This window comes from Vibrio tubiashii (genome assembly GCF_028551255.1).
Classification (GTDB): Bacteria; Pseudomonadota; Gammaproteobacteria; order Enterobacterales; family Vibrionaceae; genus Vibrio; species Vibrio tubiashii_B.
Window position 1 is genome coordinate 1,064,951 of record NZ_CP117029.1, and the last position, 24,038, is coordinate 1,088,988.

Sequence of the window (24,038 nt, forward strand, 5' to 3'; positions counted from 1 at the left end):
TAGATAGGCTGCAAGTACGAAGAATTTTTCATCGTCCCGCTTAGGAAGGCGGGGTGAGCAAGGAATATCAATTTTAATGGAAAGCCTTACGTTACAACCTATCAACAAAGTCAATGGTGAGGTCAACTTACCTGGATCAAAAAGTGTTTCTAACCGAGCTTTACTGCTTGCAGCACTAGCAAGTGGGAAAACTCGACTCACTAACTTACTCGACAGTGACGATATCCGTCATATGCTGAATGCACTGACCCAACTTGGTGTGTCTTATTCACTGTCTGAAGATAAAACAGTATGTGAAGTTGAAGGCTTAGGAAAGCCATTTGATGCGCCACAAGCGTTAGAACTCTTTTTGGGTAACGCAGGTACTGCGATGCGCCCACTTGCTGCCGCTTTATGTTTAGGTGGTGGTGAATATGTTCTGACGGGTGAACCGCGCATGAAAGAGCGCCCAATTGGTCACCTAGTCAATGCTCTGCGTCAAGCCGGTGCCGAGGTTGAATACCTTGAAAACGAAGATTACCCACCACTCAAGATTTTAGGTACAGGCCTCAAAGGCGGTACCGTTGAAATCGACGGTTCTATCTCAAGTCAATTTTTAACTGCGTTTCTAATGTCTGCGCCGCTCGCGCAAGATGATGTAACGATTAAGATTATCGGTGAACTGGTTTCGAAACCATACATTGATATCACGCTGCATATCATGGCTCAGTTTGGTGTAGAAGTAGAAAACAATGACTACCAAGAGTTTGTGGTTCGTAAAGGCCAATCGTATGTTGCACCAGGAGATTTCCTAGTTGAAGGCGATGCTTCTTCAGCATCTTACTTCTTAGCGGCAGCAGCGATAAAAGGTGGCGAAATTAAAGTAACCGGTATCGGTAAAAAGAGTATCCAAGGCGATATTCAATTTGCAGATGCACTGGAGAAAATGGGCGCACAAATCGAATGGGGTGACGACTACGTTATCTCTCGCGTCGGTGAGCTTAAAGCGGTTGATATGGACTTTAACCACATCCCTGATGCAGCGATGACGATTGCCACTACCGCACTGTTTGCAGAAGGTACTACAGCGATTCGCAACGTATACAACTGGCGTGTAAAAGAAACGGACCGATTAGCAGCAATGGCGACCGAGTTACGTAAAGTCGGTGCAGAAGTTGAAGAGGGTGAGGATTACATTATTGTCACGCCGCCAGCTAAACTTACCCACGCTGCGATTGACACTTATGACGATCACCGTATGGCAATGTGTTTCTCGCTTGTTGCGTTAAGCGACACGCCTGTGACCATTAACGATCCTAAGTGTACCTCAAAGACGTTCCCTGACTACTTCGATAAGCTGGAAGGATTGAGCTCGTAGAAGGCGCTGCGCTTCGAGATCGGGCTGCGCCCGCGGGAATCTAGAACGGGCTTCGCCCTACGGATCGCTGCGCTGCTAGAAAACTGGAGTAGTTGATACGTTTTTGCTCATTATTCTAGTTCTCTAGTTCTCTAGTTCTCGGTAGGACAAAGTCCGTTCCCGCATCCGTCTTCCGCAGTGAAACGTCCCAAAATTAAAAAGGGTTGGCACCACATGCCAACCCTTGCTAATTTCCAGTTATCCTTCAATCGTAAACTCTTTCGACAAATGGTGCGCTAGATACTTAAACATATTAAACACGGCTGTCGTTTTTGCTGTTGGTAAGCCGTTATCATCTAGAAAGTAGTTTCCTTTAAACACCAACACGTCATCTTTCTCTTCTACGCTCTCTGCGCGCATGCCTTCGAGATAATCTTCGTGGTCTTGGATGATTTGGTTGGCGATCATTAATAATTCGAACTGAGAGATGGCCTTTTTGTCACTCATGGAAGTACCTTTCTTAAATTTATCTTCTATATAAAAGAAGCGATGAGTGGAATTGTAGGCAGTTCGCACGTAATTTCAATTGCGTTAGATCAATCGCGCAAAATCTAACGTAAGCGTGAGTGTGTGGGTTTTGTGACTGGTGGCAAAAAACATCATCTTTCATTGGCGTCAAAGATATTGTGCCGTTTAGTATGTGGCGTTTTCTGACTCGGCAATAAGCACGAAGTGTTCAGCATGCCACAATTAATTATCAGAAGTAGAAACATCGCTGAATTGTCGAGCAGTCAAGATAGAAATTTAAAAAAGATATTGATCTTCTTGTAATCTCGCTCAATAGTAAAAAAAGAAGCAAAGTATTAAGTATGTCGTGCGATATTTTCGCACTCGATAAAGGACACTTGAGTCAATTATGGGTAAGTCACTGGTTATTGTGGAGTCGCCAGCCAAAGCGAAGACCATCAATAAGTATTTAGGTAAGGACTTCATTGTAAAGTCCAGTGTAGGTCACGTACGTGATCTACCGACTGCTGGCCAAAGCACTGGTCAGAAAGCTGCTGCGGTATCAACCAAGGGCTTAAGTGCTGAAGAAAAAGCACGAATCAAAAAAGAAAAAGATCGCAAGTCACTAATCAAAAAAATGGGTATCGACCCGTACCATGGTTGGGAAGCGAACTATCAGGTTCTGCCAGGCAAAGAGAAAGTAGTGGCAGAGCTGCAAAAGCTTGCGAAAGACGCAGACAGCGTTTATCTCGCAACCGATTTGGATCGCGAGGGAGAGGCTATCGCTTGGCACCTTCGTGAGATCATCGGTGGCGATGAAGAGCGATACAAACGCGTTGTATTTAACGAGATTACTAAAAATGCTATCCAGCAGGCGTTCGAGAAACCGGGCGAGCTAAGTATGGATGGTGTTAATGCACAGCAAGCGCGCCGTTTTATGGACCGTGTGGTTGGCTTTATGGTGTCACCACTGCTTTGGAAAAAAGTTGCACGAGGCCTATCTGCTGGTCGTGTACAGTCTGTAGCGGTGAAGTTGCTGGTAGAGCGTGAGCGTGAAATCAAAGCGTTTATTCCAGAAGAGTTCTGGGATATCCACGCAGATACTAAGACTCAAGATAAAACTGACTTCCGTTTGCAGGTGGCGCAGAAAGAAGGCGTTGCGTTTAAACCCGTCAATGAAGCTGAAACCAAAGCGGCGATGGCTGTGCTTGAAAAAGCGCGCTACGAAGTGTGTAAGCGCGAAGACCGCCCGACTTCAAGTAAACCTTCAGCACCTTACATTACCTCGACACTGCAGCAGGCAGCGAGTACTCGTTTAGGTTACGGCGTTAAGAAAACCATGATGTTGGCTCAGCGTCTCTATGAAGCGGGTTACATCACTTATATGCGTACCGACTCGACTAACTTGAGTTCTGAAGCGGTAGAAGCTGCCCGTGGTTTTATCGCGACTGAATTTGGCGACGCTTACCTGCCTAGCAAAGCAATTGTTTACGGTAGCAAAGAGGGCGCTCAAGAGGCTCACGAAGCGATCCGTCCATCTGATGTAACTGTGAAAGCAGACGACCTCAATGGTATGGAAGCCGATGCGCACAAACTGTACTCATTGATTTGGAATCAGTTTGTGGCGTGTCAGATGACACCGGCAAAATACGACTCGACTACTGTGAGCGTGAAAGCGGCTGAGTACACGCTAAAAGCGAAAGGTCGTATCTTGAAATTTGACGGTTGGACTCGTGTTCAACGTCCATTGGGTAAAAACGAAGACCAGATTCTACCTGCAGTACAGGTGGGTGATGCGATTGAGCTTGTTACTCTTGATCCTAAGCAGCACTTCACTAAGCCGCCAGCGCGCTTTACAGAAGCTGCGTTGGTAAAAGAGCTTGAAAAACGTGGTATTGGTCGCCCTTCAACGTATGCGTCAATCATTTCAACCATCCAAGATCGTGGTTATGTGAAAGTCGAACAGCGTCGTTTTTATGCTGAGAAGATGGGTGAAATTGTCACTGACCGTTTAGATGGTAGCTTCGATGAGTTAATGAACTACGAGTTCACATCTCGCATGGAAGAAAAACTAGACCAAATTGCGGAAGGCGATGCCAACTGGAAAGGTGTGCTAGATGACTTCTTTAAAGATTTTACTGGTGATTTAGAGAAAGCGGAACAAGACGAAGAACTGGGCGGCATGAAGCCAAACCATATCGTCTACACCGATATCGAGTGTCCGACCTGTTCTCGTGAGATGGGTATCCGTACTGCTTCTACAGGTGTTTTCCTAGGTTGTTCAGGTTACGCACTGCCTCCTAAGGAGCGTTGTAAGACGACCATCAACCTAGGTGATGAAGATGGTGTTATCAACGTTCTTGAAGAGGATGTTGAGACGGCTGCACTGCGTGCGAAAAAGCGCTGTCCAATCTGTGAAACGGCGATGGATGCGTACTTAATCGATGACAAACGTAAACTGCATGTTTGTGGTAATAATCCGAACTGTGAAGGTTACATTGTTGAACACGGTGAGTACAAAGTTAAAGGTTACGATGGTCCAGTTGTCGAATGTGACAAGTGTGGCAGCGACATGGTGCTTAAGAACGGCCGTTTCGGTAAGTACATGGACTGTACGAGTGAAGAGTGTAAGAACACTCGTAAGATCCTGAAAAACGGCGAAGTTGCTCCGCCAAAAGAAGACCCTGTGCATTTGCCAGAGCTACCATGTGAAAACTCTGATGCTTACTTCGTTCTTCGCGATGGCGCTTCTGGTCTGTTCTTAGCAGCAAGCACATTCCCGAAATCGCGCGAAACTCGTGCACCTTTGGTTGAAGAACTTGTGCGCTTTAAGGATCGTATTTCACCTAAGTTCCACTACTTGGCTGACGCCCCTCAGCAAGACCCTGATGGTCTGCCTATGGTGGTGCGCTTTAGCCGTAAGTCGAAAGAGAACTACGTCCGCTCAGAGGTGGATGGCAAGCCTTCGGGTTACACGGCACTCTACGTGGATGGTAAATGGGAAATAACCGATAAGCGTAAAAAGCCAGCCAAGAAAAAGTAAGTCCTTTACTTGATGAAAAGCAGCCTTAAATAGGCTGCTTTTTTTATGAGCCGAATGATCATCGGTTTTCATTTTGATGAGAGGTATATAAAATTATTCGTACATTCATAGCATGAATGTAAAGATTCTCAATTGCATTTTTGACAATATAGTAAGTAGCTTCTATTGATTTAGATGACCCACGGAAGGACATCATGAAACAGAGACTCAAGCTGCTGACTTTTTTAGCCTGTGTCAGTGCTACCTTTCTATTTGCTGCGCATAGTATCTCCAAACAAGTTGTTGACGGTATCGTTAAGGAACTGCTGTGGAAATACGCACAGATCTCTGCACACCATGATGCTGAAACATTGCTCGCGCCCATTATTAAAGAAGTGAATCTCATCAGTGACCTGGCGGAACACCCGAATGTGACCTCATGGGGAATGAACAGCAATGATGACGTATACCGCGCTGTCGCTGAGGAAACCCTTGACCGATATCGCTGGCAATTAAAATCGAAAAATTTCTTTATCGTACTTGACGAAAATTTGGCCTATCACTACAACGATGTGCAAAGTGTACGTGAGCAAACCTTCCTTCGATATTATCTCGATCCTGCCTCAGTCCAAGACAATTGGTATTTTGAGCAGAGAGATAGCGGTGTAGACTTTAGCGTTAATATCGCTAGAGATGCGCATTTAAATCTAACGCGAGTTTGGATCAACCACAGTATTGTAGACGGTGGTCGCTTCCTCGGTGTTGTTGGGACGGGAATCGATACTAATCTGCTGTTTGAACGTTTCGATGAACATCACTCTCACGCATTAAAAACATTGTTTGTCGACGAAGGGCGAAGAATCCAATTTTCAGTCGATTCCCACAAATTTCATTACCCTCTAAGAGACAGTGAAAATACTAAGCCCACGTTGAGTGACTACGTTCCAAATTCTGATGAATACTCCGCGATAGAAACGTTAATGCAGCGTCAGAAATCTGGTGAAGAGGCTGAAATTTTGATGGTTCAGCAAGAGTCAGGAAAAGCCGTAGTGGCGATTCACTATATTGAAGCTTTAGGGTGGTACGAGCTGACCTTTGTCAGTATTGACGCCATGGTTCCTCGTTGGGTTGCGACAAGCCTTTATTTACCATTGATGAGCTTGGTATTTCTGTGTGCCCTGCTGAGTTATTTTTATTTGGTTAAGCATTGGATTTTACCTGTAGAACGCGTGAGCAAACGACTTGGAAAGCTCACTAGGTTTAAGTCAGGGAATCAAAGCCTTGATGAGGCAGTCGATTTGATCGAGCATGAACTCACTGCTGCGAGAACAGGGTTGGAGGAGTTAGTCACTTCGCGTACAGAGCAAATCGATAAGCTTGCCATATTCGATTTTGTAACAGGGCTACACAATCGCCGAGGGTTGGAGCGTGAACTGCGTTCAGAGCTTGCACGCTCTTCACGCGAACAGCATCAATTTGGCCTCATATGGATTGATGCTGGACTGTCGCCTCGAAATGATGAGGAGTTCGATAGTGAAAAGCATCAGAGTGCACTAAAAGCTATCGCGTCATGTTTGACTAAAGCGATTCGCGAATATGATGTAGCGGCAAGATGGGAGGAGGGGGAGTTTTTGCTCCTTGTCCGAACTGATAGTAACAAGATTTTGTTACAGATAGCTTGTCGTATCAAACAGTATGTTGAGCAAGCTCAGGCTAGTGATTCAAACCATTACCTTTCCTTCACTGAGCTTTCTGTGGGAGGGACGTTGATAAAGCCAAATGTCACCATGCAACAAGCTTTAGCGTTAGCTGACAGTTCCTTATACATTGCTAAATCAGAAGCCAAGGATGCAATCTATATCCACGAAGAATCGAATGCTGCTTAGCAGTTAGTTCTCAACTCTCTACTTATTGCTATGGTAAGTCATCGTACCTCTTTGCGAGCGAGGTCACATTAATGTAGATGTTATGTTATCGAGATGTGTCTTGGCTATGGGATTCTGTGAGCTATCGCAGGGGGCGAAAAAGTAATAAGTGTGAGCTCGATAGTACAGCATATTTTAAATTGTAATCTTGCTGAAATACGATAAGTTATAATAAACCTTTTGCACAAGGCACAATGGCGTTTAACTACCGTCACAAAAGGCGTTGGCAGAGTGACTCTTGCTGCATGGTATGCCAAATAGGAATGGCATACCTATAGAGAATATTGATAAGTCCACCCCCTAAAATCGGGCTTATCACAACAATAAATAAAATGGAGAAATATAAATGGCTGGTGTTTTGGGAATGATCCTTGCTGGTGGAGAAGGGTCACGCCTTCGTCCTCTTACAGAATCTCGTAGTAAACCCTCGGTTCCTTTTGGCGGCAGTTACCGTCTTATAGACTTCGCTCTAAACAACTTTGTAAATGCCGATTTGATGCGCGTTTACGTTCTAACTCAATTTAAATCCCAATCGCTATTCCACCACCTGAAGAAAGGCTGGAACATCAGTGGTATTACTGACCGCTTTATCGACCCAATTCCAGCACAAATGCGCACTGGTAAGCGTTGGTATGAAGGTACGGCGGATGCTATCTACCAAAACCTACGTTTCATGGAATTAGCCGAGCCAGAACAGGTTTGTATCTTCGGTTCAGACCATATCTACAAAATGGATATCAAACAGATGCTTGATTTCCACAAAGAGAAAGAGGCGTCATTAACCGTATCCGCTTTGCGTATGCCTTTGAGTGAAGCTTCAGAGTTTGGTGTTATTGAGGTCGACGCAGACGGACGTATGATTGGCTTTGAAGAAAAACCAGCGAATCCTAAATCGATTCCAGGAGATCCTGAACACGCGCTTGTATCGATGGGCAACTATGTATTTGAAGCTCAACCACTGTTTTCAGAACTGATCGAAGATGCCGACAACCCTGACTCTTCTCATGACTTTGGTAAAGACATTATTCCAAAGATGTTCCCACGTGGTGATGTGTTTGTTTATGACTTCAGCACCAACCGAATTACTGGTGAGAAAGAGGAAGTTTATTGGCGTGATGTCGGTACTATTGGAGCGTACTGGCAAGCACACATGGATCTACTTGAGAAAGATGCGCCATTCTCGCTTTATAACCGTAAATGGCCTCTGCATACATTCTACCCACCTTTGCCACCTGCGACATTTACAGACTCAGACAATGGCCGCGTGCAGATCATTGATAGCTTAGTTTGTAATGGCAGCTATGTTCGTGGTTCACGTATTGAGAAGTCAGTATTAGGCTTCCGCAGTAACATTGCTTCTGCTTGTGATATTAGTGAGTGTATTCTACTTGGTGATGTTAAGGTCGGTGATGGTTGTGTACTACGCCGTGTAATCATCGATAAAGATGTCGATATTGCACCGGGCACCCAGATTGGTGTAAACCTATCGGAAGATAAAAAGCACTTCCACGTTTCGGAAGATGGCATCGTTGTTATTCCTAAAGGAGCAAGAGTTGGCTACTAAGAATTTATCTATTCTATTTGTAGCATCGGAAGTTGAAGGGTTAATCAAGAGTGGTGGCTTGGCAGACGTTGCCAAGGCACTGCCTGAAGCACTACTCGCACTACAGCAAGATGTTCGTATTACTTTACCTGCTTACCAAAAGTTGGCGGGTATTGATCAAGCCCAAGTGGTGCTTGAAACTCAGTTAGAGCATTGGCCTCATACTGAATATCGCGTTAAACAGCTAGAGATCGTTGGCGTGCCCGTGTTTGCCATCGATTGTCCGAAGTATTTCGACAGGCCAGAGATGTATGCGGAAAACAATCAAGCGTATGCCGATAACGGTGAACGTTTTGCGTTTTTTAGTGCCGCTAGTCTAGATATGTTACCTAAGCTCGGATTCAAAGCAGATATTATCCATGCCAACGACTGGCATACTGGATTTGTCCCATACCTGCTTAAACACCGTTATCATTCACACGACTTTTTCACTCATACCAAGAGTGTATTGTCGGTACATAACGCGGTGTTTAAGGGGGTATTTAGTTACGATGAACTCCAGTCTCTGCCAGAGATGCACACCCGTTATGCACCGGATGCGGCAGTCAGTGCAACGCACATTACTATGCTAAGAGCTGGGGTAGTGAATGCGGATAAGATCAATGCTGTCAGTCCAACTTACGCTGAAGAGCTAAAAACAGAGCTTGGCAGCCATGGCATGGCGGCAGAGTTTCAACTGCGCTCAGACGATTTAGTCGGCATACTTAATGGATGCGACTACAGCGCTTGGAATCCTCAAAGTGATGCTTACTTACCTGTGAACTATAAGGCGACTCGCCAAAGTATGGTTCGAGGTAAAAAAGCCTGTAAGCGAGAGTTACAGCAAAGGGTAGGGCTAGAAACTCAAGAGGTCGCAGTCTACGGCATGGTTTGTCGCCTGACACACCAAAAAGGTGTTCACTATCTTTTGCCTATCTTAAGTGATTTTCTTAAGTATCAGGTTCAGGTGGTGATTGTCGGCACAGGTGATCCTGTTCTAGCATCGCAGCTAAAAGAGATTGCAGCGCTGCATAGCGACAAGTTTGTTTTTGTTGAAGCGTATGACAATGAGTTAGCGCATTTGGTTGAAGCCGGATCGGACTTCTTTATTATGCCGTCTGAGTTTGAGCCTTGTGGTTTGAATCAAATCTACAGCATGGCTTACGGAACGCTACCTATTGTTCGCGGTGTTGGTGGTTTGCGCGACAGTGTCAATGACTATGATGCTGAGCCTGAAAATGCAACGGGATTTGTATTTGATGAACCAAAACCAAGTGCCTTGCTTAATGTGTTGCAGCGTTCTTTACTTCTTCATGCGCAGCAACCTAACGAAGTCAAACGCGTTCAATTGTATGCGATGGAGCAGAATTTTTGTTGGAACAAATCGGCGGATGAATACCTATCCTTGTATCACAGTGCGTTGAGCAAAAATTAATATGAAACTGGGCGTCCTTAGGGCGCCTTTTTTGATGGTTACTTACACTTTTAATAAAAGAATAATTAAGAATTGAGGTAAATTGACGTAAATCCCCCTATGTTTATGGTACTCTCCGTAACCAATTTTATTGCTGAGTAAACCCTTTTCGATATGAGTGATACCTTGCTATTCCACAAAACCTTTACCCATCCTACCAGTGATGAATGGGTAGTCTTTGTGCATGGAGCAGGGGGAAGTTCCTCAATTTGGTTTAAGCAAATCAAAGCGTATAAACAGCACTTTAATCTATTGCTTATCGATCTGCGTGGTCATGGTAAGTCGAATCAATTGATCAAAGAGTTGATGGCAAACCGCTATACGTTCCAAGCGGTGACAATGGACATTCTTAAGGTGCTTGATCACTTAAAGATACGTTCTGCCCACTTTGTTGGTATGTCTCTCGGCACGATTATTGTTCGAAACCTAGCGGAACTTGCAACAGATAGAGTCAAATCGATGGTGCTAGGTGGCGCTGTAACGCGATTTAACGTCCGTTCGCAGATATTGGTTAGGCTAGGTGGCATGTGCAAACATGTCATCCCTTACATGTGGTTATACAGCCTTTTTGCTTATATTGTGATGCCGCAGCGTACTCAGAGGGAATCAAGGCACTTATTTATCCGCGAAGCCAAGAAGCTTTGCCAGAAAGAGTTTAAGCGTTGGTTTATTCTCACTTCGGAAGTTAATCCACTGATGAAGTATTTTAAGGATAGAGAACTGCCTATCCCAACGCTCTATTTGATGGGGGAAAAAGACTATATGTTTATTCAGCCTGTCAAAGAGATGGTTGCAGCACATCGCAAGAGCAAGCTACTTGAGATTGCCGATTGCGGCCATGTATGTAACGTCGAGCGCCCAGAAGAGTTCAATCACCATTCGATTTCATTTATTCAGCAGCAAATTGAAGCACCTAAAATCGGTTAAGGGGCTGCTTCTCCGCATTGCCAACATGCGCCAAATTGAGGTTCGTTCATTTCTCCGCATTGGTTGCAAAGCCAATTACTGCCAACATCCGCATTGTTAAACTGCTCGATAACCGTATTGGCGTGCTTGGCTTGATCTGGGTCGAGTAGCCAGACATAAGGTTCGCTGCTCTCGCCAAAAGGTATTTCACCTTGGAGCCCAAACACGCCTTCACCACGAACTTCACACTCAATCTGTTGAGACTTAAGAAGCTCACAAACAATGTGAGCTTCAGTAGGTGTCGATGCAGAATATATCCTCATTAAGCATTTCCATTTGATGTTGAAGGGGAGCTCTTAATTTTCGCCATGACCCATTTAGCAATCACCGGGAATAAGCCGAGAAGTGCAAAAGAGGCTAAAACGGTTGGAGAGACGATACCCGACAAGCTGTCTATTTGAGCAAGTTGTGTCCCGGCATTCAAGTAAACGGCGGTTCCTGGCAACATACCGAGTTGACTCACCAAATAGAATCGAGCCGTCGCGATAGGTGTTAGACCCATTAGCAAGTTGATGAGGAAGAATGGGAACACTGGAATTAATCTCAGTGAGAACAGATAAAATGCGCCATCTTTTTCTACACCTTGGTTGATGGCATTGAGCTTTTCACCAAATTTGCTTTGTACCCAATCACGCAACAAGTATCGGCTGCTCAAAAATGCGAGTGTTGCACCTATGGTGCTAGCGAAAGAAACCAGCAGTAAGCTCGTCCAGAAACCGAAAAGGGCAGCACCCAAAAGAGTCACGACCGCAGCGCCAGGAATAGAGAAAGCGGTGATGGCAACATAGGCGATAAAATAGCTAGCAGCTGCAATAGTAAAGTTGTCAGCGATAAATGCTGCAAGCTCTGCTTGTTGGGCTTTAGCGTTTTCTAGCGTGAGATACTGGCCAAAATTAACGCCAAGCAAAACAATCAAAGCGACGAAAACAATTCCTAGGATGATCTTTTTATTCATGTTGAGCAGCTCCATTTAATTTCATGGATATCAAATATTAGTGTTACTAGACAAGACAGGGAAAGCAAGCGACAAATTTCAAACGGCAGATAAAAAGCAATAAAAAAGTCAGCACTAAGGCTGACTTCTTCTACATATATTGTATTGGATTAGCTGACTTGCGTTAACAGCTCCTGACGTCGGCTTTGTGGGATTACCGACCAGTGTGTGCCTTTAATTGCGCCTTCTAAAGCCCAGAGAAGTTCGATGTTGACATCGGCAGAGTGTGTGGACTGTATAGCCTTAAAAGCGTGTACGGCACCCACTTCTTCTAGGTTTTCAACCGTGTCTATACCTGCTTTCTTGAGCATACGCTCAGTCGCTAACCTTAAGTTCGGCAGATCCTTCAAACGGTTCGGCTTCGCTTGCGATTGGGTTTGCTTCTCTTGGTTTGCTGCTTTTAAAGCGACAGTCGCAATGTTTAGCGTTTTGCTTGCGTCCGCTGCCCAGTCATCACAAAGTGCAAAATACTTCGTTACGACGGGAAAGCCGCGTTTCTTGTAAATATAGGGTTCTAGCCCTTGAGACTTAAATTGTTTAGCGAGAGCCGCGTCCGCGCGTACGTGAAGCTTATCGTTGACGACAAGTGCGAACATAGTGTCATCAGCAAAAATGCCAAAGCCACCAAACATTGAGCGAGACTTAATATGTCCTAGCTGCTCAAATAAACGCATTGAGTCTTTTAGTATTGGTTTATCCATGCTGTGTTTTCTCGGTGTATATGTATACGCCACCAATGCAGGTCCGAGAGATTAGCAAAATTATGCAGAGACATTGTCAGTAAGGTGTCATACGAGTGCAAGTATAAAGCGGCATGACAGTTTGCATATTCGCCATCGGCAACCCCGCTACCAGACAATAAATTGTTTAAGGCCGGAGGCTTTGCGTCCCATCCTTTCGAAATGGTTTGCCCTGTTCGTGGCATTAATCGAACACTTTAAGAATAAATAAATTCTGCGCAGAGCATCACGTTTTTATAGGATAAATGTGACATTGGTTCAATAAATAGAGGGGAGATATACGCTTAGCCAATAGAACGACGCTTAGCTAAGCGCTTGACTTTAAGTTATTTATTTAGATTACGAACGGTATTACGCTCAACAATCTCTGGGTGCATCTCAAACACGCGTTTTTCGTGCTCTTTGTCTTTAATTCGCTCAAGAAGAATTTCAAAGGCATTCTTACCAACACGACGTTTTGGTTGGTGAACGGTTGTTAACGGCGGAGAGAAGTACTCTGCCAGTTCGATATTATCGTATCCAATAACCGACATATCTTGCGGGATTTGAATGCCTTTCTGCTGTAGACGACTCATTAACCCCAGTGCCATGGTGTCGTTAAAACAGAACACGGCGGTTGGTTTTTTATCCATTGCAACAATTTTATCTGCCGCCAATACCGCTGTATCACATTCGAAGTTACCTTCAAGGATCCAGTCTTCGTTTACAGGCAATTGAGCTTCAGCCATGGCGCGCTTAAAGCCACTAATACGCTCAACACACGCAGCTTTTTCGAAGTGGCCGCTTAAACATGCGATATCAGTATGACCACGTTCGATCAGGTATTTAGTCGCTAGGTAGCCGCCTTCCTCAGAGTTATCGATGATTTTATCTGCTTGAGAACTCTCAGGGCCCCAATCCATCACCACTTTTGGAATATCTTTGTGGCGATCAAGCATTTCGCTCAGCTCTTCGGTCAGGTCTGAACACATCACTAGGATGCCATCTACACGCTTTTCAGCCAACATGCGAATGTAGTCGCGTTGTTTTTCATAGATGCCGCCTGTATTACACAGAATCAAGGTGTAACCTTGGCGGTAACAGTAGCTTTCTACGCCGTCGATAACTTCTGAGAAAAATAGGTTCGTCGATTGTGTCACTAACATACCGATTGTACGCGTAGTGTTGCACTTAAGACTACGAGCAACTGCACTCGGTGCATAATTAAGCTCGGTTACCGCTTCCATCACTTTTTCTTGTGTCGCTTCGGCAACAAAGCGTGTTTTGTTAATCACGTGAGACACAGTGGTTGTTGAAACACCAGCAAGGCGAGCAACGTCTTTAATAGTGGCCATAAATTTTGTCCTGTCGATGACTGCCACGAGAATATATTCAGTTTAGAATAAGTTGGCAGAAAGTATCAGAAACACAAAAACCGCTCTTATTTAGCGGTTTGTATTTGAATAGTTCATTTTTATCGTTTGCGGTCACGATTTTAGACCGCAATCCGACTTAGGGCAAACACATTTCTTCGAACTGACCTGTGTCAGTTCACATTGTTAGACTCTATTCACCGATTAAGTATGTGCAATCTAACTCTAAGAATGCCACGGTGAGGGAAGCGATCGCCGAGTAAAAACCGAACTCATCGAGTGTTTGACACTTAGCTGAAAATTTAGGTGTCCAGCTTAGAAGATGCTGGCGAATGAAGCCTTCTTGCTCGATCAGTGCTTCTTCAATATGACGCTCTTGCTCAAGTTCATTAGAGCGAATGATGAGATTACCGAGAAAATCGAGTTCAATGGCAATGTGGTCAGCCGGCTCATTTAAGTCTTCATCAACAGCAACGCCATGCTCTTGCATTAACGCTTCCATCTCTTTCGCTGGTTTGTCGTTAAGCAGGCCCGTCTCTCCAATGTACATTGAAGCGTAAGGTAGTGCAGAGTCGCGATCAGACTTCAAAAACAGATCACAAAAGTCAGCAGCAAGCTCTAGTTGTGCATCTTCGCGATCGATCAAGCGATTGAGTGCATCAATGACACGATCAATCGACGGCTTTAGATCGGCATTCTCGCCAAGGCCAGTAAGGAAAGAGCGGATTTGAGCTGAATGGTACTGCTCAAGGTTCTCTTCAGTTAACTCTTTGGCGTAAAGGCTTGAAAGCCACCAATAGATTTCCGCACGTTTCTCGTTGAATGCTTTGATTTCTTGCATTAGGTATCACTCCCAAAATAACTACCTATTAGTGTAACTAATAAAAATGAATAGCGGTAATGGCTTACGTGACAATAAAAGACGAATTATGAGCATTTATTAACAAAGGCGGCGGTTTTGTCTTGAATCAATAAAAAATCATCTTTCTCGTTTTTAAAGTGATAAATACTAGAAATGTTACTATTTATGAATAGAATAAATGATAGAACTATTCCCAATGCAAATTAAGTGGTGCAGATGAGTTATCACGTACTAGTAGTAGAAGACGACGTAGTGACTCGCAGCAAGCTCGTTGGCTACTTTCAGAATGAAGGTTACCAAGTCAGCGAAGCAGAAAGCGGCGAGCAGATGCGAGACATGCTACAAAGCAACGCGATTGATTTGGTGATGTTGGATATTAATCTACCCGGTGAAGATGGATTAATGCTAACTCGCGAACTTCGCAGTCAATCAGACATTGGAATTATCCTGGTAACAGGACGCACGGACAGCATCGACAAAATCGTTGGCCTCGAAATGGGTGCCGATGACTATGTTACTAAACCTTTTGAATTACGCGAGCTATTGGTTCGAGTTAAAAATTTACTGTGGCGAATTTCCGCTGCACGTAACTCGTCAGGCTCTGACAGTGCAGCAAAGCAAGATGATAATGTTGTTCGCTTTGGTGAGTGGACGTTTGACGTTCAGCGCCGTGCACTGAGTCGTAACGGTGAGCCGGTTAAGCTGACTAAAGCAGAATATGAGCTGTTAGTGGCTTTATCCTCTTATCCGAATCAGGTTCTTAGCCGTGAACGTATCTTAAACATGATCAGCCACCGTGTTGATGCGCCAAACGATCGCACAATAGATGTCTTGATTCGTCGCATGCGAGCAAAAATGGAATTCGATCCAAAGAATCCACAAATCTTTGTCACCGTTCATGGCGAAGGCTATATGTTTGCCGGTGACTAAGATCAACAGATCCTAACACCAAGCTAACAGACATAAAAATACCGAGGCTTACCTCGGTATTTTTCTATCTAGGATTTATTCTGGTTGGTATTTTGTTCAACTTGGTATCAAACTTTGCTTTCAGAAGCTTGCAGCGCTTGCTCTTCATAATCTGACGCCCAATTTCTAAGCGTTTGCCAAATTTGTCCCAAGGTTTCGTGCCAATAACGCTCGGTTTGCTCTAAATACTTCCCTTTCGGCGTGTATTTCTCCCATGCTTGAGAGATGTTGTTATGCACCAAATAATTGGTAGGTGCAGGATACGGCTTTAACCCTGCAGAGTAGAATTCATTGAGAGCACGCTCCATATGACTTGCTGAAGTCACCACAACCAGCTTTTTGGTATTAACGAATGCTGCCGCTTGTCTCGCTTCTTCCCAAGTATCTTTGGCGGTTTCTAACAGAATAATGTCAGATTTCGAGACGCCAAGGGCGAGAGCCACTTTCGCCATCATACGTGCATTGCTCACTTCAGAGCCGCCCGCATAGCCAGACAAAATCAGTTTAGAGCCAGGGTAAATACGCATGATGCGAATACCTTCGGCAAGGCGCATCAAACCAGTTCGGCTTAATTCAGAAGTGGGTGGGATCTTATCGTCTACGACATGACCACTGCCGAGCACCATAACGTAGTCGATCGATTGGTCGACCGGAAAAAAGGCAGAGTATTGGCGTTCAAGCGGCATCAACAAACGAGAAGAAACGGGTTGAAAAGCGATGAGGAAGATACCGATGAAAGAGAATAGAACAACAAAGCAGCCTGTCTTCTGTTTACGGGTAAACATGATCAACATTAAGCCGAATAGACCGATGATTAGCATCGCGGGAAGCGGCATAAGTAGAGAAGACATAACTTTTTTCAGCTCAAACATACTAAATAGTCCGAAAAAACATCAATTGATTATAATTTAAGAGAAAGCCTCTTTATTCCTGCTTTTCTTATGACAGAATAGCAGCACGATTAGACATGATAACCTAAGCTGCTGTGACTGAAGACCGCAATTTCGACGATATTGCCCACAAATTTGCAAAAAATATTTACGGTTCTGACAAAGGAGAGATTCGCCAAGTCATTGTTTGGGAAGATCTTCAACAGATACTTAATACTGTTGATGGGGCAAATCAGCAACTCAATGTGCTAGATGCGGGTGGCGGTTTGGCACAAATGTCGCAAAAACTAGCTAAGCTCGGACATCATGTCGCGTTATGTGATCTATCTTCTGAAATGTTGCTATTGGCAGAGCAGGATATTGCAAAAAATGGCCTGCTTGAGCAGTATCGCTTCATTCATTCGCCAGTCCAATCGCTTGACCAGCACCTAGAATCCCAAGTGGATGTGGTCCTGTTTCATGCGGTGATGGAGTGGTTAGCAGATCCTAAACCTGCGCTAGAGAAAGTACTAGAACAAGTAAAGCCGGGTGGTATGGCTTCGATTATGTTCTATAACCACCATGGTTTGGTCTACAAGAATGTCGTGTGCGGCAACATTCCTCATGTATTAGACGGAATGCCGCATCGCAAAAGATTTAAATTACAGCCACAAAAAGGCTTAAAACCTGACGAGGTCTACCAGTGGATTGAAGACGCTGGTTTTTCAATTTGTGGCAAATCTGGTATCCGCTGCTTTAGTGACTACATAGGAAATATGGAGTACATGGGCGATTACCAGTATGAAGATGTGTTGGCACTAGAAAGACAACTGTGCAGAGAAGAGCCATACCTCTCGTTAGGCCGATACATACATGTATGGGCACAAAAGAAAGATAAGCAGGACTAACAATGAGTGAGATGACTCTAAATGCTGAGCAGCCGATCGATGAATTGGTCGGTTGGGTAAAGCAGCATGATTTCTCATTGAACCTGACAACAGAGCGACTGGCATTTCTAATCGCTATCGCTGTGCTCAGTAATGAAAGGTTCGATGAAGAATTGGGTGAAGGTGAATTGCATGATGCGTTTACCATTGTTACCCGATTATTTGAAGAAACGGGTGACGCGTCGGCGTTTCGCGCTAACAACGCGATTAACGAAATGGTCAAACAACGACTGATTAGCCGTTTTACCAGTGAAGTGACCGATGGAGCCAGTATCTATCGCCTGTCACCACTTGCGATAGGGATTACCGATTACTACGTCCGACATCGCGAGTTCTCCAAACTTAAGCTCTCGATCCAGCTTTCAATGGTTGCAGACGAAATGTCGAAGGCGATTGAGTCTGCGCGTCAGGGCGGAACGCCAGGTCATTGGCGTAAGAACGTCTATGGTGTGCTTAAGTACTCAGTGGGAGAGATCTTCGATCAGATCGATCTGAACCAGCGTGTGATGGATGAGCAGCAGCAGTCGGTTAAGATTCAGATTGCCGAACTGTTAAACAAAGACTGGCGCGACGCCATCAACAACTGTGAAGCGTTGCTTTCTGAGACATCTAATACCCTCAAAGAGCTGCAAGATACGCTTCAAGCCGCAGGCGACGAGCTACAGACGCAAATTCTTGATATTCAAGAACTGGTTTATGGTGATGATGAGCTTGAGTTCATCGCAGAAACCCTGTTTGGTCTGCAAATGAAGCTTGATCGCATCACCAGTTGGGGTCAGCAAGCGATCGATCTTTGGATCGGTTATGACCGCCACGTTCACAAATTTATTCGAACCGCGATTGATATGGACAAGAACCGAGCATTCAGTTCGCGTCTACGTCAATCCGTCAAAGAGTATTTCGATATGCCTTGGTACCTGACTTACGCAGATGCCGAGCGCTTAACCGATCTTCGTGATGAGGCCTTGGTACTGAGAGATGATGAAGTTACCGGCCAAGTACCACTAGAAGTGGAATACGAAGAGTTCCAACAGGTCAATGATGAATTGTCAGATCGTATTGCAGGCATGCTTAAAGTTCATAAAGAGCAAGGGGCGCCTATCGATCTGGGCTTAGTGCTACGTGATTACCTAGCACAGCATCCGCAAACTCATCATTTTGATTTAGCACGAATTGTTATCGACCAAGCGGTACGTTTAGGCTACTCAGAGTCTGACTACCAAGCCATTCAACCAGATTGGCAAGCGATCAACGAATTTGGTGCAAAGGTACAAGCAAATGTCATCGACCGATATTAATGAATACATGTCAGATAATCTGGCAAAAGCAATTTCAAACCCTCTGTTCCCAGCACTAGACAGTATGCTGCGAGCAGGGCGTCATATCTCAAGCGAAGATCTTGATAACCATGCATTGTTGTCAGACTTCGAAGTTGAGTTGTCCTCTTTCTATCAACGCTACAACACGGAACTTGTAAAAGCGCCAGAAGGCTTTTTCTATCTGCGACCGCGTTCTACGTCTCTGATTGGTCGTAGTGTGCTTTCAGAGCTTGATATGCTGGTAGGTAAGGTATTGTGTTTCCTTTACCTAAGCCCAGAACGTTTGGCACATGAAGGTATCTTTACTAACCAAGAGCTGTATGAAGAGCTATTGGCCCTTGCCGATGAAGAAAAGCTAATGAAGCTAGTGACCAATCGTGCAACTGGCTCTGATTTAGACAAAGAGAAGCTTTTTGAAAAAGTCCGTACCTCGCTGCGCCGTTTGCGCCGCCTAGGTATGATCATCAATATTGGTGAAACCGGCAAATTTAGCATCAGTGAGTCGGTTTTCCGCTTTGGTGCTGATGTACGAGTTGGTGACGATATGCGTGAAGCGCAGCTGCGCCTAATCCGTGATGGTGAAGCGGTTGTGCATACTAAAGAGCCAAGCCAAGGTAGCTTACTAGAACAAACTGACAGCGACGATAGCGCTGAACAAGAAATGATGGAAGAGGGTGAAGCATGATTGAAAGAGGTAAATATCAATCGCTAACCATGGTCAACTGGAACGGCTTTTTTGCGCGTACTTTTGATATCGATGGGCTAGTCACCACACTTTCTGGTGGTAACGGTGCAGGTAAGTCGACGACTATGGCTGCGTTTATTACTGCTTTGATTCCCGATCAAACCTTGCTTCACTTCCGTAATACAACGGAAGCGGGTAGTAGCCAATCTTCTCGCGATAAAGGTCTGTACGGTAAATTACAAGCCGGTGCTTGTTACGCTGCACTCGATGTCGTGAATTCACGTAATCAACGTTTGCTGTTTGCCGTTAAGCTGCAACAGGTCGCGGGTCGAGACAAGAAAGTCGACATCAAGCCGTTTGTGATTCAAGGCTTACCAAGCCATATCAAACCGACAGATGTGTTGATCGAAAGCGTTTCAGATACTCAAGCTCGTGTTCGCCAGATCAACGAGGTCAAAGAGTCGATCGGCCAAATTGAAGGCGTACAATTCAAAGCCTTCTCTTCGATTGTCGATTACCACTCTCAAATGTTTGAGTTCGGCGTTATTCCGAAAAAACTACGCAACTCTAGCGACCGCTCTAAGTTCTATCGTCTGATCGAGGCATCGCTGTACGGTGGTATCTCAAGTGCGATTACTCGTTCACTTCGCGACTACCTCTTGCCACAAAATGGCGGTGTTAAAAAAGCGTTCCAAGATATGGAATCAGCGCTGCGTGAAAACCGCATGACACTTGAGGCGATTAAAACCACTCAGGCTGATCGCGACTTGTTTAAACATCTGATCACCGAGTCGACTAACTATGTGGCGGCGGATTACATGCGCCATGCTAATGATCGTCGCAACAAACTTGAGCAGACCTTGTCACTGCGCTCTGAGCTGTTTAGCTCGCGTGAAACTTTGCTAGAACAAAACAACCTGCTCAACCGCGTCCAAGAAGAGCTAGAGCTACTGGTTGAGTCTGAGTCGTCACTAGAGCAAGACTATCAAGCCGCTTCAGACCACTTGCAGCTAGTGCAAAACGCATTGCGTCAGCAAGAGAAAATCGAACGCTACCAAGAAGATCTTGAAGAGCTTCAAGGACGCCTTGAAGAGCAGATGATGGTAGTAGAAGAAGCACAAGAACGTGTGCTTATGGTTGAAGAACAAGCGACGGTTTCTGAGGAAGAAGTCGATAGCTTGAAGACTCAGCTTGCCGATTACCAACAGGCATTGGATGTGCAGCAGACTCGTGCGCTGCAATACCAACAAGCGGTACAGGCATTAGAAAAAGCCAAGCAGCTTTTGCAAAACGAAGATCTAACACCAGAATCAGCTCAGGCTTTGGTTGCACAGCTAAAAGATAACGAAGCGCAAAGCACCAATGAACTGCTGGCCACTAAGCACAAGCTTGATATGTCATCTGCTGCGGCAGAGCAGTTTGAAACAGCATTAAAACTGGTTAAGAGCATTGTTGGCAATGTGGAACGTAACCAAGCGTCTCAGTCAGCGAAAGCGGCCATCGCTCAAGGTCGAGAAGCCCAGCAGCTAGTTCAAAATGAACAGCAGTGGCGCGCGCAGCATCGCGATGTTGAACGTCGTTTACATAAGCAGCGTCAGACTCAAGAACTGGTTGGCGAATATCAAAAGCAGCACCATGTTGATTTGATTGATGAACTGACCTTTGAGCAAGAGCGTGAACGCCATGCGATGCAAATTGAATCACTAGAGATGTCTCAAGAAGAGGTTCGTGAGCAGCGCAGTGAACAGCGCCGCCTAGAGCAAGACGCTTCTGCAGAAATCAAAAAGCTAGAGGCTATCGCGCCAACTTGGATTGCGGCGCACGATGCACTTGAGTCTCTGCGCGAGCAAAGTGGTGCTGACCTCTACGATAGCCAGTCTGTTATGAGTCATATGCAGGTTGTGCTAGAAGAAGAGAAGAAGCAGTCTGTTGCTAAAGATAAGTTGTCAGAGCGCCGCACTCAGCTTGAAGGTGAAATTGAGCGTTTAGCTTCTCCTGGTGGCTCTAATGACCCACGTTTGAAAGGGCTAGCCGATACGCTTGGTGGCGTGTTACTGTCTGAAATTTATGACGATATCACCATTGGTGACGCGCCATATTTCAGTGCTATGTACGGCCCTGCACGTCATGCGATCGTTGTATCCGATCTATCTGGCATTGAAGAGAAGCTGGTGGAATTGGATGACTGTCCTGAAGACCTTTACATCATTGAAGGTGATGTCGATGCGTTTGATGACAGTTCGTTCGATGCAGAAGAGCTTGAAGGCGCAGTATGTGTGCGTATGAACGACCGCCAAATGCGTTACTCACGTTTACCAGAGATTCCTTTGTTTGGTCGTGCTGCGCGTGAACAGCGTTTAGAGCTACTACGTAACGAACGTGAAGAAGTGGTTGAAGAGCACGCTAAAGCGGCGTTCGACTCGCAAAAACTTCAGCGTATGTACCAAGCGTTCAACAGCTTTGTTGCGAAACATATTCAGGTGGCATTTGAAGCTGACCCTGAACAAGCTCTGGCGACCATTCGTGACAAGCGCAATCAGCTTGTACGCGTTCTGGCTGATCTTGACGCTAAAGAGCAACAGCAGCGCAGCCAACTACTTGGCAGCAAACAAGCCTTAGCGTCGCTGGATAAAATTGCACCGAACATGGCGTTGATTGAAGATGATGCACTATCGGCTCAATTTGAAGAGTTGGAACAGAATCTTGCTAAGTTAACCGAAGCCAAGTCATTCGTTACCAATCATGGCAAAGCCATTGCTGAGCTAGAGAAGATCGTTTCAGCACTGGATGCTGACCCAGAACAATTTGATGCGCTAGAAGCTGAATATCAAGCGGCTGACCAAAAACTTCAGCAGCTGAAGAAACAAATCTTTGCCCTGTCTGATCTTGTCGAGCGTCGCCACTATTTTGCTTACTCTGACTCGGTTGATTTGCTCAACCAAAGCAGTGAGCTAAGCGATCAGCTAAAAGCGAAGTTAGTTGAAGCAGAACGCGCGCGTACTCGTTCTCGTGATGAGCTTAAGCAAGCACAAGGTCAAATGAACCAATACAACCAAGTATTGGCATCACTGAAAAGCTCACATCAAGCCAAGCTAGAAACGGTTCAGGAGTTCAAACAAGAGCTTCAAGAATACGGTGTGACGGCTGATGAAGGTGCGGCAGAACGTGCTATGCGTCGCCGTGATGAGCTTCAGGAGCGCTTACATACGTCTCGTTCACGTAAGAGTGAATATGAGCGTACGATTACGTCTACAGAACTTGAGATGAAGTCGCTAGCTAAGCGTTTGAAGAAGGTTCAGAAAGAGTACGTTGAACTGCGTACTTTCGTTGTAGCTGCGAAAGCGGGTTGGTGCTCGGTGCTGCGTTTGGCGCGTGAGAACGATGTTGAACGTCGCCTGCATAAGCGCGAACTGGCTTACATGTCTGATAACGAATTACGCTCGATGTCAGATAAGTCACTCGGTGCGCTTCGCCTGGCTGTGGCCGATAACGAAGACCTACGTGATGCGCTTCGCCTCTCTGAAGATAATGCGCGACCAGAGCGCAAAGTTCTGTTCTATATTGCCGTTTACCAACATCTACGTGAGCGTATCCGTCAAGATATTATCCGTACCGATGACCCGGTTGAAGCGATTGAAGAGATGGAAGTTGAGCTGGCTCGACTCACGGAAGAGCTGACTCAGCGTGAAAACCGATTAGCAATCAGCTCAGAGTCTGTGGCGAGCATTATTAAGAAGACGATTCAGCGAGAGCAAAACCGCATTCGTATGCTCAACCAAGGTCTGTCAAACATCTCGTTTGGTCAGGTGAAAGGTGTACGTCTAAACGTGAAGATTCGTGAGAGTCACGAAGTGCTTCTCAATGGCTTGTCAGCGCAACAAGAGCAGCATAAAGACTTGTTCGAATCGCCTCGCTACACCTTCTCGGAAGCTATGGCTAAGTTGTTCCAGCGCGTTAACCCACATATTGATATGGGACAGCGCTCTCCACAGGTGTTGGGTGAAGAACTTCTCGATTACCGTAACTACCTAGAGCTGAGCGTTGAAGTTAACCGTGGTTCAGATGGTTGGCTACAAGCAGAATCCGGTGCGCTATCTACGGGTGAAGCGATCGGTACAGGTCAATCGATTCTTCTTATGGTGGTACAGAGCTGGGAAGAAGAGTCGCGTCGTCTGCGTAGTAAAGACATTGTTCCTTGTCGTCTGTTGTTCCTTGATGAGGCCGCTCGTCTGGATGCTAAGTCGATATCGACCTTGTTTGAACTGTGTGACCGCCTAGACATGCAGCTTCTGATTGCCGCACCAGAGAATATCAGCCCTGAAAAAGGCACCACCTACAAGCTAGTACGTAAAGTGTTTAAAGATCACGAGCATGTACACGTGGTAGGCTTGAGAGGCTTTGGTCAGGAGAAAAAGGCCGCTAGCGAAGTTCAACAACTCGTTGAAGAGCTATAAACACAAGCCAAATGGTAAATGCCCGCTAACTTAGC

18 protein-coding genes and 1 riboswitch are annotated in these 24,038 nt (G+C 45.3%); of the genes, 11 read left to right on the plus strand and 7 right to left on the minus strand.

The genetic code is table 11. The features are described 5' to 3' along the window. Positions 1–76: 76 nt before the first annotated feature. Positions 77–1,357: a 3-phosphoshikimate 1-carboxyvinyltransferase gene (gene aroA / locus LYZ37_RS04860; protein WP_004744346.1), complete on the plus strand. Its 1,281-nt coding sequence runs from the start codon at positions 77–79 to the stop codon at positions 1,355–1,357. 237 nt (positions 1,358–1,594) lie between these two features. On the opposite strand, the gene LYZ37_RS04865 is transcribed toward aroA, so the two are convergent. Then, positions 1,595–1,843, minus strand: a complete 249-nt coding sequence (locus LYZ37_RS04865) for a YciN family protein (protein WP_004744345.1) — start codon at positions 1,841–1,843, stop codon at positions 1,595–1,597. Between the two features lie 409 nt (positions 1,844–2,252). Between LYZ37_RS04865 and topA the strand changes: the two genes are divergently transcribed. From topA to LYZ37_RS04890, 5 genes are all read left to right on the plus strand, one after another. Beyond that, positions 2,253–4,886, plus strand: coding sequence for a type I DNA topoisomerase (gene topA / locus LYZ37_RS04870; RefSeq protein WP_272786722.1), 2,634 nt, complete (start codon positions 2,253–2,255; stop codon positions 4,884–4,886). A 194-nt stretch (positions 4,887–5,080) separates the two neighbouring features. Beyond that, positions 5,081–6,751: a GGDEF domain-containing protein gene (locus tag LYZ37_RS04875; protein ID WP_272786723.1), complete on the plus strand. Its 1,671-nt coding sequence runs from the start codon at positions 5,081–5,083 to the stop codon at positions 6,749–6,751. 385 nt (positions 6,752–7,136) lie between these two features. After that, the gene (gene glgC / locus LYZ37_RS04880; RefSeq protein WP_272786724.1) at positions 7,137–8,354 is read left to right on the plus strand and encodes a glucose-1-phosphate adenylyltransferase; all 1,218 of its coding nucleotides are present in this window, start codon (positions 7,137–7,139) and stop codon (positions 8,352–8,354) included. After that, positions 8,344–9,807 (plus strand): glycogen synthase GlgA, encoded by a 1,464-nt coding sequence (gene glgA / locus LYZ37_RS04885; protein WP_272786725.1) that lies wholly within the window; start codon positions 8,344–8,346, stop codon positions 9,805–9,807. Before glgC ends, glgA begins: the two co-directional genes overlap by 11 nt. A 153-nt stretch (positions 9,808–9,960) precedes the next feature. After that, the gene (locus LYZ37_RS04890; protein ID WP_004744340.1) at positions 9,961–10,773 is read left to right on the plus strand and encodes an alpha/beta fold hydrolase; all 813 of its coding nucleotides are present in this window, start codon (positions 9,961–9,963) and stop codon (positions 10,771–10,773) included. Here LYZ37_RS04890 and LYZ37_RS04895 read toward each other — a convergent pair. The 5 genes from LYZ37_RS04895 to torD all read right to left on the minus strand — a co-directional run bounded on the left by LYZ37_RS04895 (position 10,770) and on the right by torD (position 14,739). Continuing rightward, positions 10,770–11,075 carry a putative signal transducing protein gene (locus LYZ37_RS04895; RefSeq protein WP_272786726.1) on the minus strand — a complete coding sequence of 102 codons (306 nt, stop codon included), beginning with the start codon at positions 11,073–11,075 and terminating at the stop codon, positions 10,770–10,772. The genes LYZ37_RS04890 and LYZ37_RS04895 overlap by 4 nt on opposite strands. Next, entirely contained in the window at positions 11,075–11,767 is a 693-nt protein-coding gene (locus tag LYZ37_RS04900; protein WP_171322628.1) for a TVP38/TMEM64 family protein, read from the minus strand. The genes LYZ37_RS04895 and LYZ37_RS04900 overlap by 1 nt, the downstream gene beginning before the upstream one ends. A gap of 149 nt (positions 11,768–11,916) precedes the next feature. Beyond that, entirely contained in the window at positions 11,917–12,507 is a 591-nt protein-coding gene (locus LYZ37_RS04905; protein WP_272786727.1) for a TfoX/Sxy family DNA transformation protein, read from the minus strand. Between the two features lie 134 nt (positions 12,508–12,641). Continuing rightward, positions 12,642–12,728: riboswitch (cyclic di-GMP riboswitch) on the minus strand. 144 nt (positions 12,729–12,872) lie between these two features. Continuing rightward, the gene (gene purR, locus LYZ37_RS04910) at positions 12,873–13,880 is read right to left on the minus strand and encodes an HTH-type transcriptional repressor PurR (protein WP_272786728.1); all 1,008 of its coding nucleotides are present in this window, start codon (positions 13,878–13,880) and stop codon (positions 12,873–12,875) included. A 211-nt stretch (positions 13,881–14,091) separates the two neighbouring features. After that, positions 14,092–14,739, minus strand: a complete 648-nt coding sequence (torD, locus tag LYZ37_RS04915; RefSeq protein ID WP_272786729.1) for a molecular chaperone TorD — start codon at positions 14,737–14,739, stop codon at positions 14,092–14,094. 237 nt (positions 14,740–14,976) lie between these two features. On the opposite strand from torD, the gene torR reads away from it, so the two are divergent. Continuing rightward, positions 14,977–15,690: a two-component system response regulator TorR gene (gene torR, locus LYZ37_RS04920; RefSeq protein ID WP_004744334.1), complete on the plus strand. Its 714-nt coding sequence runs from the start codon at positions 14,977–14,979 to the stop codon at positions 15,688–15,690. 107 nt (positions 15,691–15,797) lie between these two features. Here torR and elyC read toward each other — a convergent pair whose 3' ends face one another. Continuing rightward, positions 15,798–16,601 (minus strand): envelope biogenesis factor ElyC, encoded by an 804-nt coding sequence (elyC, locus tag LYZ37_RS04925; RefSeq protein ID WP_272786730.1) that lies wholly within the window; start codon positions 16,599–16,601, stop codon positions 15,798–15,800. Between the two features lie 113 nt (positions 16,602–16,714). Between elyC and cmoM the strand changes: the two genes are divergently transcribed. From cmoM to mukB, 4 genes are read left to right on the plus strand one after another with little or no spacing between them, the layout of a single operon-like run. Further along, a complete protein-coding gene (gene cmoM / locus LYZ37_RS04930) occupies positions 16,715–17,506 on the plus strand; it encodes a tRNA uridine 5-oxyacetic acid(34) methyltransferase CmoM (RefSeq protein ID WP_272786731.1) in 792 nt (263 codons plus the stop codon). Positions 17,507–17,508: 2 nt separating this feature from the next. After that, positions 17,509–18,843 carry a chromosome partition protein MukF gene (gene mukF / locus LYZ37_RS04935; protein WP_004744331.1) on the plus strand — a complete coding sequence of 445 codons (1,335 nt, stop codon included), beginning with the start codon at positions 17,509–17,511 and terminating at the stop codon, positions 18,841–18,843. Next, positions 18,824–19,549, plus strand: a complete 726-nt coding sequence (gene mukE / locus LYZ37_RS04940) for a chromosome partition protein MukE (RefSeq protein WP_272786732.1) — start codon at positions 18,824–18,826, stop codon at positions 19,547–19,549. The genes mukF and mukE overlap by 20 nt, the downstream gene beginning before the upstream one ends. Continuing rightward, on the plus strand, positions 19,546–24,003 hold the full coding sequence (gene mukB / locus LYZ37_RS04945) for a chromosome partition protein MukB (RefSeq protein WP_272786733.1): 4,458 nt from the start codon (positions 19,546–19,548) through the stop codon (positions 24,001–24,003). Before mukE ends, mukB begins: the two co-directional genes overlap by 4 nt. Positions 24,004–24,038: the final 35 nt, after the last annotated feature.

What these genes read in the sequence shown, in the direction of transcription:
- LYZ37_RS04875 (WP_272786723.1), top strand. Translation starts at nt 5,081, where the DNA reads ATGAAACAGAGACTCAAGCTGCTGACTTTTTTAGCCTGTGTCAGTGCT.
- mukB (WP_272786733.1), top strand. Translation starts at nt 19,546, where the DNA reads ATGATTGAAAGAGGTAAATATCAATCGCTAACCATGGTCAACTGGAAC.
- topA (WP_272786722.1), top strand. Translation starts at nt 2,253, where the DNA reads ATGGGTAAGTCACTGGTTATTGTGGAGTCGCCAGCCAAAGCGAAGACC.
- purR (WP_272786728.1), bottom strand. Translation starts at nt 13,880, where the DNA reads ATGGCCACTATTAAAGACGTTGCTCGCCTTGCTGGTGTTTCAACAACC.
- LYZ37_RS04900 (WP_171322628.1), bottom strand. Translation starts at nt 11,767, where the DNA reads ATGAATAAAAAGATCATCCTAGGAATTGTTTTCGTCGCTTTGATTGTT.
- torD (WP_272786729.1), bottom strand. Translation starts at nt 14,739, where the DNA reads ATGCAAGAAATCAAAGCATTCAACGAGAAACGTGCGGAAATCTATTGG.
- aroA (WP_004744346.1), top strand. Translation starts at nt 77, where the DNA reads ATGGAAAGCCTTACGTTACAACCTATCAACAAAGTCAATGGTGAGGTC.
- glgC (WP_272786724.1), top strand. Translation starts at nt 7,137, where the DNA reads ATGGCTGGTGTTTTGGGAATGATCCTTGCTGGTGGAGAAGGGTCACGC.
- LYZ37_RS04905 (WP_272786727.1), bottom strand. Translation starts at nt 12,507, where the DNA reads ATGGATAAACCAATACTAAAAGACTCAATGCGTTTATTTGAGCAGCTA.
- LYZ37_RS04895 (WP_272786726.1), bottom strand. Translation starts at nt 11,075, where the DNA reads ATGAGGATATATTCTGCATCGACACCTACTGAAGCTCACATTGTTTGT.
- elyC (WP_272786730.1), bottom strand. Translation starts at nt 16,601, where the DNA reads ATGTTTGAGCTGAAAAAAGTTATGTCTTCTCTACTTATGCCGCTTCCC.
- torR (WP_004744334.1), top strand. Translation starts at nt 14,977, where the DNA reads ATGAGTTATCACGTACTAGTAGTAGAAGACGACGTAGTGACTCGCAGC.
- mukE (WP_272786732.1), top strand. Translation starts at nt 18,824, where the DNA reads ATGTCATCGACCGATATTAATGAATACATGTCAGATAATCTGGCAAAA.
- mukF (WP_004744331.1), top strand. Translation starts at nt 17,509, where the DNA reads ATGAGTGAGATGACTCTAAATGCTGAGCAGCCGATCGATGAATTGGTC.
- LYZ37_RS04865 (WP_004744345.1), bottom strand. Translation starts at nt 1,843, where the DNA reads ATGAGTGACAAAAAGGCCATCTCTCAGTTCGAATTATTAATGATCGCC.
- LYZ37_RS04890 (WP_004744340.1), top strand. Translation starts at nt 9,961, where the DNA reads ATGAGTGATACCTTGCTATTCCACAAAACCTTTACCCATCCTACCAGT.